The following is a 13739-nucleotide window of genomic DNA, read 5'->3' as shown; positions in this document are numbered from 1 at the left end:
CCTTATAATGCTTTTTATACTTAAATAGAAGAACCCCTTTTGGGGCTCTTCTATATTTCCATCTCCACTAAATCTTCCGCTATTATAAGTCCTACCTCTGTAGCTTCTTGGACTTGTTCTACAGTAAACTCTGGGTTAATCTCTTTTAGAACTATTCCCTCAGCTGTAATTTCCATTACTCCCATTTCTGTTACTATCATATCCACTTCTTTGGCAGCAGTTAAGGGTAAATTGCATCTATTAAGTATTTTATGATTGCCTTTTACAGTGTGTTCCATAGCAATAATTACCTTTTTAGCTCCTACTACCAAATCCATAGCTCCACCCATTCCTGGTACCATCTTTCCTGGTATCATCCAATTAGCTAAATTCCCCTCTTTATCTACCTGCAATGCACCTAAAACCGTTATGTCTACATGTCCACCACGGATAATCCCAAAGGATGTGGAAGAGTCAAAGAAAGCTCCACCGGGTAATATACTTACACTCTGTCCTCCTGCATTTACTATACATTGGTCTTCCTCTCCCTCTATAGGCGCTGGTCCCAAACCTATAAATCCATTTTCTGACTGAAAAGTTACATCTATACCTTCAGGAACATAGTTAGCTACCATAGTTGGTAATCCAATACCTAAATTTACTATATCTCCATCCTTTAATTCTTTAGCTACTCTTTTAGCTATTATTTCCTTCAGTTTATCCCTATCCATTATCATAGCTTTAGCCATTATTTGTCACCTCCAACAGCAATGTAATCGATAAATAATCCTGGAGTAACAACATGATTTGGGTCTATCTCTCCTACTTCCACTAAATTTTCAGCCTCAACGATTACCGTATCTGCTGCCGTTGCCATAAGGGCGTTGAAGTTTCTAGTAGCTCCATAATAGACTGTATTACCAGTCTTATCCACAGTGTGACCAGATAGTAAAGCCACATCTGCTCTCAATGGTAATTCTAACAGATACTCTTTTTCATCAATATTAATCTTCTGTTTTCCTTCTTCAACAACTGTACCTACACCTGTTGGAGTTAATATACCACCAAGTCCAGACCCTCCAGCTCTTACTTGTTCTGCTAAAGTTCCCTGAGGCACTAAAACAACTTCTAATTCCCCAGAATTCATCTGATTTCCTGTTTCCCTGTTGGTTCCCACATGGGAAGCTATTAATTTTTTAATTTGTTTATTTACTACCAATTTTCCCACACCTGAATCGACAAAACCTGAATCATTACAAATTAATGTTAAATTTTTGACACCTTTTTTTACCAAGGCATCTACTAGCTTGTGGGGAGTCCCACAGCTTAAGAATCCGCCAACCATAATGGTCATACCGTCTTCTATATGGTTAATAGCTTCATCTATACTTACTACCTTCTCCATAAATGCACCTCCATTTTTTTGGATGGGTAATAGCCAATTACCCATTATTCATCAATATCAATTATCTATGATTCTTTTCGATTGTGATTTTTTTAACAATCCTTATGAGGTCATTTTACTTTATTTCTAGAATAATTCACAATTTTGTCATCTTTGGGGCGACAAAAGTCGCCCCGATAATTTTCAATTGTTTTTATCTTTTTACTATTAATGCTATTCCTTGTCCGCCGCCTATACATAAGGTCGCCAGCCCGTTTTTAGCTTCTCTTTTCTCCATTTCATATAATAGAGTAACCAATATTCTAGCCCCCGAGGCACCAATTGGATGTCCTAGGGCTATAGCTCCTCCATTTACATTTGTCCTTTCTGGGTCTAATCCTAAATCCTTCACCACTGCTAAAGATTGAGCAGCAAAAGCCTCATTTGCCTCTACTAAGTCTAAATCTTCAATATTCATTTTAGCCTTTTTTAATGCTTTTCTAGTTGCAGGTATAGGACCTGTTCCCATTATATTAGGATTTACTCCTGCTGAAGCATAGGATATAATAGTAGCTAAAGGTTTAATCCCCAATTCTTCAGCTTTTTCCTTGGACATAATTACTAAAGCTGCAGCTCCATCATTAATACCTGAAGCATTTCCAGCTGTTACTGTACCATCTTTTTTGAAAGCTGCCCTTAATTTTGCCATTCCTTCAATAGTTGAACCAAATCTTGGATGTTCGTCTGTATCCACAATTATTGGGTCTTTTTTTCTTTGTGGAACTTCTACTGGAACTATTTCATCTTTAAACCTTCCATCCTTTATAGCTTTTTCTGCTCTTAATTGACTGCTTAGAGCAAATTGATCTTGTTCTTCCCTAGATAGATTCCATTGTTCTGCTATATTTTCAGCTGTAACCCCCATATGGTAATCATTGAAGATATCCCAAAGTCCATCTTTAACCATATAATCTTCTATGACTCCATCTCCCATCCTCTGACCCCATCTAGCCTTCTTCAGCAGATATGGAGCTTGAGACATGTTCTCAGTACCTCCAGCTAATATTATGTCTGCTTCTCCTGCCATTATGGCTTGGGCTGCTAAGGCTACCGTCTTTAACCCTGAGCCACAAACTTTGTTAACGGTAAAGGAAGGTACCTCTATAGGTATTCCTGAGTTGATAGAAACCTGTCTTGCCACATTTTGACCTAATCCTGCTTGCAATACATTCCCGAATATGACTTCATCAACCATATCTGGTGAAATATTAGCCCTACTCATAGCTTCTTTAGCTACAACAGTACCTAAAGTCACTGCTGAAACATCTTTAAAGCTACCACCAAAGGTTCCTATTGCTGTCCTAACTCCAGATGCAATAACAACTTCTCTCATTCTTCTAACCTCCTATTAATATTTTTTATATATTAATTTTCTTATTATCCTATATAATATTATTGCAAATATCATGCCAATATTATATGGATAAAAATTATTTTCCTTAATCCATTGAAATTACAAGGTTTACAATGTATTTCTCCTTTGATAAAACTGTTATTGAATTATAATAATAAGAAAGAGTGTAGATGTTTTTCTACACCGATTTATTGTTTATTTTTTAACAAACCGCTGTACATGAGCCTTATCAATTGGTATTTTTAAGGAAAGTCCTTTCATAGATTGTAGCTAATAGTCTACATAACTCTATGTTTTGTAGATATTCGGCTACAATTATAGACTTAGCCCATACTTATCAATTTTTTTATATAAAGCAGTCCTATGGATTCCTAAGTTTTCAGCAGCTAAAGTTTTATTACCTTTTGCCTTAGTTATAGCATTTATTATTGCTTCCTTTTCTGCTTCAGCTACTACATCCCTTAGAGGATAGACTTTTTTACAGCTATCCGTATATATTTTATTCTTTATTAATCTCTCTGGTAGATGATGAGGTAATATAATTTGTTGAGTGGATAGATTAATAGCTCTTTCTAACACATTTCTAAGCTCTCTTACATTTCCTGGCCAATGGTATTTCATCAATATATCTATTGTTTCTTTAGCAATAATCTTTTTTTCAGTATTCAACTCCTGCACCAGATAATTCAGTAGATGTTCTGATATCAAAGGAATATCTCCTATCCTCTCCCTAAGAGGGGGAATATCTATGTTAATTACATTCAATCTATAATATAAATCTTCTCTAAATCTGCCTTTTTCCACTGCCTCTTCTATTTTTTCATTGGTGGCTGCAATGATTCTAGCATCTAATATTATTTTTTGATTGCCACCTACTCTTTCAAACTCTTTCTCTTCCAATACTCGCAATAATTTTACCTGCATTTCTAGAGGCATGTCCCCAATTTCATCTAAAAATATGGTTCCTCCAGTGGCTAATTCAAATTTTCCTGGTTTTCCTCCTCTTTTTGCCCCGGTAAAAGCTCCTGATTCATAGCCAAACAATTCTGATTCCAACAATTCTCTAGGTATAGCAGCGCAATTAATTGGCGTAAAGGGTCCAAATTTTCTATAGCTAGCTTTATGGATTGCCTGAGCAAATAGTTCCTTCCCAGTACCTGATTCTCCTAATATTAATACTGTAGAATTAGATTGTGCAGCAGTTCTCCCTAATTTCTTTAAATATTCCATCTTCGAATCTTGAGTAATAATGCTATCAAAGGTGTATCTACTATCCTGTAATCTTTCAATTTCACCTTTATATTCATTGATTTTGTTTTCCAATTCAATTAATCCCTTTGCCATTTCTCTTATGTCGCTAGCATCTCTAAATAATACTGCTCCCACAGCTCCTATGATTTTTCCACTACGAATAATAGGGACTCTATTAGCTACCATATCATGACCTTGTATCCTTTGAATATGTCTTATTTCTTTCTTGCCAGTTTTTACAACTACGTCTAATCTTGTATTTTCAATGACTTGACTTACAGGTTTCCCTATAGCATCTTCTTCCTTTATCCCTAGTAATTCCTCATAATTCCATTTTACAATTTTACCTTCACTGTCAACTAGGGCAAAGCCTTCATAGGCATATTGAAGAAGGTCTTCTATCATATCCAAACTCATTTTTTCCTCTAGTAATTGGCTTTGGGAATCCTTAATATCTGTTATATCTCGAATTATAAATATATGATTTAATAACTTATTATCAATCTTATAAGGAATATATTTTAACAATAGATGGCTACCTTTTAAATTAAATTCTTTCTCTTTTGTTTTCCCACTTAAAAGGAAGAACTCTCTTAACTTTTCATCTTTGATGGAATTCGGAAATGGAAGGGATTTAAGTTCTCCTTCCTCTATATCTAGCATTCTCAAAACTGCAGTATTTCCATAGGAAACCTTTCTATTCTTATCTATAATAAGTATGCCATCTAAAAGGGAATTTAACAAAAAGTTCAAAAACCCTATACTGTGAACTGGAAAGTTCATAAAATCACTCCTATTTTTTGGGAACTCCATGTTTCAGGATAATATCTGCAATCCTTTCTGAAGCCCTACCATCACCATAAGGATTTACCGCATTGGCCATCTTATCGTATTCTTTTTGATTGAATATCAAAATATCCATTTCTTTTAATATGTTATCATAATCAGTTCCTACAAGTTTAGCAGTTCCCGCTTCTATTCCTTCGGGTCTTTCCGTTTCTTCTCTTACTACCAGTACCGGTTTTCCCAAACTTGGAGCTTCTTCTTGAAGTCCTCCTGAATCTGTAACTACTAAGTAGGATTTTGCCATTAGATTAGTAAATGGCTCATAGTCCAATGGTTCTATTAAATGAACTCTTCTATTGCCTTGGAATATTTCGTTAGCTATTTCCCTAACCTTAGGATTTAAATGGATTGGAAATACTACTTCCACCTCATCATATTTTAACGCTATTTGGTTTATGGCAGAGAAAATGTTTTTCATAGGCTTCCCTATATTCTCCCTCCTATGGGAGGTCAATAGTATTATCTTTTTATCTCTATAGTCCAAATCATTTAATAAAGGTATTTGAAAATTATAATCTTTTTTAACTGCATACTGTAAGGCGTCTATTACCGTATTCCCTGTAACAAATATCTTCTCATCTGAATATCCTTCTTTCAAAAGGTTGTCCCTGTTGGTCTCAGTTGGTGCAAAATGAAAATCCGTGAGTGTCCCAGTAAGCTTTCTATTTGCCTCTTCTGGATAAGGAGAATATAGATTTCCTGACCTTAGGCCTGCCTCTACATGGCCTATCTTTATCTTTTGATAGAAGGCAGCTAATGCTCCTGCAAATACGGTGCTAGTATCTCCTTGAACTAACAATACATGAGGTTTTACCTCGGTTATTACCTTTTCTAAACCTTCTAGAGCCTTCATGGTTATTTCAGTAAGACTTTGCCCAGGTTTGAAAATATTTAAATCATAATCTGGTTCTATATGAAAAAGGTTAAGTACTTGATCTAACATTTCCCTATGTTGAGCCGTTATACATATGGTATTGTCTATTTCTGAAATATTTTCCATAACCTTAATAATAGGGGCCATTTTAATCCCTTCTGGTCTTGTTCCAAATACTGTCATAACTTTAATCTTTGTCATTTTCATCCCTCTTTTTCCCACTAATTAGTCCCATCTTGCCAGCTAGTAATATAGTAAGAACAAATACTATTACAGCAATAAAAACTGCCCTTTTACTATTAGTCTTAGCTATAAAAAAAGCACATAATCCAAAGATAGCAGAGATGGAATACAATATTAATACCGTTTTTTTCTGAGAATATCCCATTTTTAACAATCTATGATGAAGATGTCCCTTATCTGCTTCTGCAATAGACCTACCATTTAACAGCCTTCTAAATATTGCAAAGGTTGTATCAAATATAGGGACTCCAAGAATTATTATTGGAACTACTACTGCAATAGTTGCAACGGATTTCATAACTCCTTCTATGGATAAGGAAGCCAATATAAAACCTAAGAATAAAGCCCCTGTATCTCCCATAAATATTTTAGCAGGATTGAAATTATAAGGTAAAAATCCAAGACAGGACCCTGCAACTATAGCAGACATAATCATAACTGGAATATAGTTGAATTTATTAGCAACAAATAAAAAGGATAAACTAGCAATCATAGCTACCCCTGCTGCCAAACCGTCTAGACCATCTATTAGGTTCAGTGTATTGGTAATTCCAACTACCCAAAATATGGTTATAGGAATGGAAAAACCATTTAACGATAATAGAGTACCTGGTTCACCGAAAGGATTGGTTATTGCCTCTATCTTCACATCCCCAAAGATCAATATAATAGCAGCTATTATTTGGAACACCAATTTTGCCTTTGGGGTTAAGCCCTTTATATCATCTATTATACCGGATATAAATATAATAGTTCCTCCTATAATAATTGAAATTAAGGTTTTATCTATTGGAAGAAATAATAAAGATGAAATAAGGATTGCAATATAAATTGCTAACCCTCCCATTAAAGGCATGGGTTTATTATGTATTCTTCTCTCGTCTTTGGGAATATCTACAGCTCCAAATTTTATGGCTAATTTTCTTGCTACCGGAGTCATGAATAATGATATAATTGCTGATATAATAAATGGTACCAATGTATTTTCCATATATTTTCGCTCCTTAATATAAGTTCTCTTAAAATTCTATATTATAATGATGAATAAGTCAATTATAGAAATGGGTTATTTACAAAGACTAATCTCCCATAAACTATTTCAAATATTTTTTCATCTCCAAAGAACCAGAAACTCCGAAATAATTATTTCTTCTTTAATCAATTTAATTTTTCTTCTATACCCATACTTTCTCTAGGGCTTTTAATGGTATAGGTTATTAATACAGACAATATCAATAATATAAAAGCTACAATATATGCCTTGTTATAGCTTTGGGTACTATCAAATATGGCTGCTCCTGTCATAGGGCCAATGGTGCCGCCAAGACCCCAACCAGTATATATTAACCCATAATTAACACCAAAGTTTTTTGTTCCATATAAATCAGATGTAGCTGATGGAAATATGGCAAAACCCGCGCCATAACACAACCCTGCAATGGCAACTCCTACTGACATAAGGCCAATATTCATATATTTACTAAATAGAAACATGTTTATTCCTTGAAGGATAAATATAATTCTCATAGTATTTATTCTACCTATTTTATCAGACATACTTCCACCTAATAATCTTCCAAAAGTATTAAATAAAGCCAATAATATGACTAGTAAAAAACCGCTTTCCCAATTGATTTGTACTTTTGCTATATTGGTAATATGACCTGTTATCATCAGTCCTGCTGAAGATGAAAGCCCTAACATTAACCATAGTTTATAAAAATTTGTAGTTTTTATCATTTCCTTCCATTCATAATCTCTATTGGAAAATGAAATATTATTATTCTCCCTAGGGTTTCTTTTGCTAATAGGTTTATAGCCTTCTGGGGGATTCTTTAAAAATTGTGCTAAAACCACGGATACAATAAGTCCAATCATTCCTATGTAGATGAAAGTAATAGATACACATTTAATATTCATTATGTAATTTGCTAAAGGAGAATATAAAATTGAAGACAATCCAACCCCCGCCACTACTATACCCGTAATCAAACCCTTTTTTTCTGGTGGGAACCATTTAACTGTAGGTGGCGTAGTTGAAGCATTTAATGTGCCTATACCTACTCCAGCTATTATTCCAACAGTCAATATCATCATATTAGGGTTGGTGGTAAAGCCAGATAATATAAATCCTAAACCCATTAGAACTCCACCAATAGTACCTGTTAGCTTAGGTCCTTTTTGGTCTTGAACCCTTCCAAAGATTACCATGGCAATTACAAAAGAAATGGTTGCAATGGTATAAGGCAAAGAAGCCTCTTTACTTGTCCAGTTCAATTGAGTAATAAGAGCTTTACTTATAACACTCCAAGTATAGAGCACTCCAGAAACAAAATTTATCCCTGTAGCTGCTCCTAGTACCACTAAACCTTTTGATTTAATATTTTTCTCCATTATTTAGCCTCCTATACAACTAACCATTAGCTTCATATAATAATAAGCGAGCCATAAGATGAAACCTAGCTCGCATAATTTATTGTATTATTTTGTACCGAATAATCTATCCCCTGCATCTCCAAAACCTGGAACTATATAAGCATGATCATTTAAACCTTCATCAATACTAGTTACATATATGTCCACGTCTGGATATTTGCTGTGGACTGCTTCTATTCCTTGTGGTGCTGCTATTAAGCATACTAACTTAATATTTGTAGCCCCTCTTTCTTTTAAAAACTTGATGGCAGCTGTTGCTGAACCTCCAGTTGCTAACATTGGGTCTAATATGATTAAATCCCTCTCTTCAATATCCTGAGGTAATTTACAATAATACTCCACAGGTTTAAAGGTTTCTGGATCTCTATAAAGACCAATATGTCCTACCTTGGCAGCAGGAAGTAAATCTAACATCCCTTCTACCATTCCAAGGCCAGCTCTTAATATAGGTACTAATCCAAGCTTTTTACCGGAGATAACCTGGGATTTGGTTTTAGCTAAAGGAGTTTCAATTTCTACTTCCTCTAAAGATAAATCCCTAGTAACTTCATAAGCCATCAGGGTAGAAATTTCTTTTACCAATTCCCTAAATTCCTTTGGGCCAGTGTCTTTGTCCCTAATAAATGTAAGTTTGTGCTTAATTAATGGATGATCTAATACGATAACCTTTCCCATGAAAAAACTCCTTTCCTATAGTTTAAAAACTTCTTAATAATTATATCACAAATTAGCTTCTATATCAGAAATTTTATTTACCCTTCTTTCATGTCTTCCACCTAGAAATTCTGCTTTAAGCCAGGTAGATACTATCTCTATAGCTAAGTCCTTTCCTATTACCCTTCCACCTAATGCAATAATATTAGCATTATTATGTTCTATACTCATCCTAGCAGAATAGGTATCACTACAAAGGGCACATCTAATACCCCTTACCTTATTACAAGTAATGGAAATGCCTATTCCAGTACCACATATAGCTATGCCTCTTTCCACTTCTCCAGCTATTACTGCTTCTGAAAGTTTTCGTCCATAATCAGGATAATCCACAGAATCTAAGGAATTGGTACCATAGTCCATATATTCAATACCTTCTTCTTTCAAAAATTCTTTTATATGTTCCTTTAATTCAAAACCGCCATGATCACTACCTATGCCAATTTTCAATTTTATCTCCTCCTTTTTCAATTGCCTTCTGTCAATTGATTAACCATTTCTTTTAGCGCTTCTTTTATATCTTCTTTCGCCTTATTATAGGCCTGGATATTTCCACCAAAAGGGTCATCTATGTCTTCTTCTTTCCCATAGGCGTACTCTTTCAAAGTATAAACCTTTCCTTGGATAAAATCAAACTTGGATATTAGTAATTCTTTATGAGATAATCCCATGGTTAGAATTAAATCTGCCTCCTCCAATAAATCTCTATGGATAATATTTGCTCTATGGCCTTTCAAATCTAATCCTTCTGCCTTCATGGATTCAATAGCACCTTTAGAAGCCTTTTCTCCATCAAAAGCAAATACACCTGCGGACTTTACATTTATATCAAGCCCTTTTTCTTTAGCCATCTCCTCTAAAAGTGCTTTTGCCATAGGGCTTCTACAAGTATTACCAGTGCAAACAAAAAGTATATTCACCTTTCTCTCTCCTTATACCTTTATTATATTTCCTCCTGAAGCCTTTTTTAATCTATTCATAATAGCTGTACCAATATAAGATAACTCTACTCCTTCAGCAAGAATTATGTCTACATTTTTTTCGTCAAACAACCTAATGGTGTTAAAAAGATTATGACCAATGGTTTCCATGTTTTTTCTACTTCCTACAGATATTACTAGCCCTTCTTCATATCTATCCTTGGTCTCATCTGTAGCCATTATGCCAACGGTTTTCCCTTGAGATGTGATTTTTTTTGCTTTTATTATTATTTCTTTAACCATATCCTCTACATCTCCAACAAATACTATCATATCTGCCTTTGGAGCATAATGTCTATATTTTTGTCCAGGGGATTTAGGGATAATATTCTTATTATCTTTGATAATGCTCAAATCCTCTTTTACACTGGGAATTACCTTCTGTAAATCCTCCAAGGTTATTCCACCGGGCCTTAGTATCATGGGTATATCCCCAGTTAAATCTAAAACCGTAGATTCAAGGCCTACCCCAGTAGCGCCACCATCTATTATCATATGGACTTTCCCATATAAATCCTCTATAACATGACTAGCTGATGTAGGGCTAGGTTTACCAGAGGTATTAGCAGAAGGTGCAGCAATAGGTACGCCACTCCTTTTAATGAGCCCAAAAGCAATAGGATGATTAGGCATTCTAATCGCTACTGTATCAAGTCCAGCAGTTATAATGTCTGGAACTACATTGCTTTTTTTGAACAATATTGTTAAGGGTCCTGGCCAAAACCTTTCTATTAGCATTTTTGCTTCCTTGGATATAAATTGTACTAAAGGCTTTATGTCTTCTGTAGAAGATACATGCAGTATTAAAGGATTATCCTGTGGTCTACCCTTTGCAATAAATATTTCCTTTACCGCCTCTTCATTAAGCCCATTTGCTCCTAGACCATAGACGGTTTCTGTAGGAAAAGCTACCAGCTTTCCTTCTTTAATGAATTTTGCTCCTTCCATTACCAGTTCCTTTTCTGGGTTTATTCCATTTACTTTAATTACTTTGGTTTTTATTGGCTTCATAATTTCCCTTCTTTTCATGTCTTCTTCATGTACTATTATACATTATAAGGTGGATAATTAAACAAATTTTTCTTTTAAATTTTACTAGCTATTAGTACAATGCATAATTGAGACAGGAGAATTTTTTCTCCTGTCTTTATAATTGGAAAATTGTTCTTATTATCTAATCCTTAGAATATTAATTATATAGAAAGGGTGAGAATATGAAAGATATATGGATAATAACAATTTATGGTTTTGTTGTAGGTATGGTAGGCACAGGCCTTGGTGGGTTGGTTTCTCTTTTTGTTAAAAACACCAATAGAACTCTATCTTTCCTATTAGGATTAACTGGAGGATTTATGTTGTTTATTGTAACCTTTCATCTGCTACCTGAGTCCTTTATTCTTGGAGGTTTATTTATTGCTATTATTGGGATTTTATTAGGTATTATACTGGTAATATTCGTAGAAAAGCACGTAGAACAGATGATAAAAAATCCTCTTGTAAAGAGCAGTTTGCTTTTAGGCATAAGTATAGCAGTCCACAATTTTCCTGAAGGTTTAGCCTTAGGTTCTAGTTTTTTAACCATGTCCAATTTAGGACCTGTTCTTTCCTTAGCTATGTTATTACATAATATACCAGAGGGATTGTCCATGGCCATACCTTTAAGAGTTGGAAATAAATCTTCTCTCAAAATTATTTTCTACACCCTAATAACGGGAATCCCCACAGGAATAGGTGCATTTTTAGGTGCTTATATAGGAATGATTTCAAATATATTTATCTCTTTATGCCTATCCTTTGCTGGTGGTACTATGCTATATATAATTTGCGATGAAATAATACCCAGCGCAAAAACCCTCCACAAAGGGAGGGCTTCATCTATAGGCATAGTAATTGGATTTGTAATTGGAATTGTATTATATTTTTAGTCTACCAAACGGCTACATATCCGTCGGTTCTTGGTTCACAAGCTCCACATAATATACCATTATGGTCTCTCCAGATAATTTCTCCTCTACCAAATCCTACACTATCAGCTTTAACTACAATATTATGGCAAGCCCTTTCTAATTGAAGGGCCAAATTGTTATCAAAGGATTGCTCCACTTCAATTGTTTTATCTCCTACCCATTGCCATCTAGGTCTATCCAAAGCATCCTGAGGATTTAATTTATACTCAATAGTATTGATTAATACTTGTAAATGTCCCTGTGGTTGCATAAAGCCTCCCATTACTCCAAAGGGACCAACTGGCTTTCCATCCTTCATTAAAAATCCTGGTATTATAGTGTGATAGGGTTTTTTACCTCCTTCTAGAGCGTTGTCTGAATTTGGGTCTAAACTAAAGTTACAACCTCGATTATGCATTGCAATACCCGTATTTGGAATAACTATTCCAGAGCCAAAGCCCATATAATTACTTTGAATATAGGAAACCATATTCCCATATTGATCAGCAGTTGCTAGGTAGACGGTACCACTCTTTGAAGGTTTCCCTACTTCAGGCAATATTGCCTTTTCATTGATTAGTTTAGCCCTACTTCTGGCATATTCCATGGACAAAAGTTCTTCTACTGATACTTTCATGGACTTAGGATCCGCCACATATTCTTTAGCGTCTTTAAAAGCCAATTTGAGAGCTTCAATCTGATAATGGGTGCTATTGAAGGAGTTCATATCATCAAGTTTTAATTGTTTTAATATATTTAATGCCATTAATACAGTAATCCCATGACCGTTTGGAGGTATTTCATATACATCGAAACCTTTATAATCAGTAGATATTGGTTCTACCCATTCTGGATAATAATCCTCTAAATCCGATAGCTCCAAAAATCCATCATTTTCTTTAAAGAAAAGAGCAATTTTTTCAGCTAATTCTCCCCTATATATGGTTTCTGAAAGAGTGTTTCCTATTTCTTCTAAGGTATTTCCATGATCTTCCAAACAGAGTAAGTCTCCTGCTCTCATACATTTACCCTCTGGTGCAAAGGTATCAAACCATCCTTCAATGGATTTGTCCTCTTTTAATGCTTTAGAAAATTTATTGAAGGATTTTTTCCATACACTTCCAACGCCTGGTTGGATAATAAAACCTTCTCTTGCATAGGAAATAGCTGGCTTTAATAATTCCTTAAACTCTAATGAGGAACCAAATTTTTTCCATAATTCAGCCCAAGCTGCAGGAACTCCTGGCACATTTACTGGAACTACTCCAACAGTTGGAATACTATCTAATCCTCTTTGTTTTAATGCTTTAATGCTTATCTTTTTAGGAGAAGGTCCACTAGCATTAAGACCATGTAATTTTCCTTTTGTCCAAACCAATGCAAAAGCATCTCCACCTATGCCATTAGCAGTTGGTTCTACCACTGTTAAAGTAGCTGCCGTTGCTACGGCTGCATCAATTGCATTTCCACCTTTTTTTAATATTTCTAACCCTGCATTTGCTGCCAATGGATTTCCAGTAGCTACCATACCCTTTTTGCCATAGATTACATTTCTCCTTGATGGATAATGATAGACTAATGGATTGAATTCAAATTTCATATATTGATTCCTCCTTTAGTAATTTCATTCTTCATATATTATAATATAGAAAACTCGGATAGAGTTTGCTAT

General features: G+C 34.7%; 13 protein-coding genes. 1 reads left to right on the top strand and 12 read right to left on the bottom strand.

Translation table 11 applies throughout. The features are described from left to right. Nucleotides 1-50: 50 nt before the first annotated feature. The 11 genes from C3E90_RS03980 to C3E90_RS03930 form a co-directional block, all read right to left on the bottom strand. A complete protein-coding gene (locus tag C3E90_RS03980; protein WP_272879058.1) occupies nucleotides 51-710 on the bottom strand; it encodes a 3-oxoacid CoA-transferase subunit B in 660 nt (219 codons plus the stop codon). A gap of 17 nt (nucleotides 711-727) precedes the next feature. Then, a complete protein-coding gene (gene atoD / locus C3E90_RS03975) occupies nucleotides 728-1384 on the bottom strand; it encodes an acetate CoA-transferase subunit alpha (protein WP_236914345.1) in 657 nt (218 codons plus the stop codon). Nucleotides 1385-1577: 193 nt separating this feature from the next. Beyond that, complete coding sequence (locus C3E90_RS03970; protein ID WP_236914344.1) at nucleotides 1578-2756, bottom strand: acetyl-CoA C-acetyltransferase; 1179 nt, start codon at nucleotides 2754-2756, stop codon at nucleotides 1578-1580. 336 nt (nucleotides 2757-3092) lie between these two features. Beyond that, nucleotides 3093-4811 (bottom strand): sigma 54-interacting transcriptional regulator, encoded by a 1719-nt coding sequence (locus tag C3E90_RS03965; RefSeq protein ID WP_236914343.1) that lies wholly within the window; start codon nucleotides 4809-4811, stop codon nucleotides 3093-3095. A 10-nt stretch (nucleotides 4812-4821) separates the two neighbouring features. Then, a complete protein-coding gene (gene wecB / locus C3E90_RS03960) occupies nucleotides 4822-5949 on the bottom strand; it encodes a non-hydrolyzing UDP-N-acetylglucosamine 2-epimerase (protein WP_236914342.1) in 1128 nt (375 codons plus the stop codon). Next, nucleotides 5936-6982 carry a glycosyltransferase family 4 protein gene (locus tag C3E90_RS03955; protein WP_236914341.1) on the bottom strand — a complete coding sequence of 349 codons (1047 nt, stop codon included), beginning with the start codon at nucleotides 6980-6982 and terminating at the stop codon, nucleotides 5936-5938. Before C3E90_RS03955 ends, wecB begins: the two co-directional genes overlap by 14 nt. A 167-nt stretch (nucleotides 6983-7149) precedes the next feature. Then, nucleotides 7150-8373 carry an L-lactate MFS transporter gene (locus C3E90_RS03950; RefSeq protein ID WP_442870556.1) on the bottom strand — a complete coding sequence of 408 codons (1224 nt, stop codon included), beginning with the start codon at nucleotides 8371-8373 and terminating at the stop codon, nucleotides 7150-7152. Nucleotides 8374-8472: 99 nt separating this feature from the next. Continuing rightward, nucleotides 8473-9102: a uracil phosphoribosyltransferase gene (gene upp, locus C3E90_RS03945; protein ID WP_236914339.1), complete on the bottom strand. Its 630-nt coding sequence runs from the start codon at nucleotides 9100-9102 to the stop codon at nucleotides 8473-8475. Between the two features lie 45 nt (nucleotides 9103-9147). After that, entirely contained in the window at nucleotides 9148-9591 is a 444-nt protein-coding gene (gene rpiB, locus C3E90_RS03940; RefSeq protein ID WP_236914338.1) for a ribose 5-phosphate isomerase B, read from the bottom strand. Nucleotides 9592-9608: 17 nt separating this feature from the next. After that, nucleotides 9609-10061 carry a low molecular weight protein arginine phosphatase gene (locus C3E90_RS03935; RefSeq protein WP_236914337.1) on the bottom strand — a complete coding sequence of 151 codons (453 nt, stop codon included), beginning with the start codon at nucleotides 10059-10061 and terminating at the stop codon, nucleotides 9609-9611. 12 nt (nucleotides 10062-10073) lie between these two features. Next, nucleotides 10074-11123: an L-threonylcarbamoyladenylate synthase gene (locus C3E90_RS03930; protein ID WP_236914398.1), complete on the bottom strand. Its 1050-nt coding sequence runs from the start codon at nucleotides 11121-11123 to the stop codon at nucleotides 10074-10076. A gap of 212 nt (nucleotides 11124-11335) precedes the next feature. On the opposite strand from C3E90_RS03930, the gene C3E90_RS03925 reads away from it, so the two are divergent. After that, nucleotides 11336-12046 carry a ZIP family metal transporter gene (locus C3E90_RS03925; protein WP_236914336.1) on the top strand — a complete coding sequence of 237 codons (711 nt, stop codon included), beginning with the start codon at nucleotides 11336-11338 and terminating at the stop codon, nucleotides 12044-12046. Nucleotide 12047: 1 nt separating this feature from the next. Here the strand turns inward: C3E90_RS03925 and C3E90_RS03920 are convergent, their stop codons facing one another. Beyond that, nucleotides 12048-13667 carry a gamma-glutamyltransferase family protein gene (locus C3E90_RS03920; RefSeq protein WP_236914335.1) on the bottom strand — a complete coding sequence of 540 codons (1620 nt, stop codon included), beginning with the start codon at nucleotides 13665-13667 and terminating at the stop codon, nucleotides 12048-12050. Nucleotides 13668-13739 lie beyond the last annotated feature (72 nt).

This window comes from Clostridium sp. Cult2 (assembly GCF_021655075.1).
Lineage (GTDB): Bacteria > Bacillota > Clostridia > Tissierellales > Tepidimicrobiaceae > Schnuerera.
Note: the sequence above shows the minus strand (reverse complement) of the source record. Positions and strands in the feature narration are given on the sequence as shown.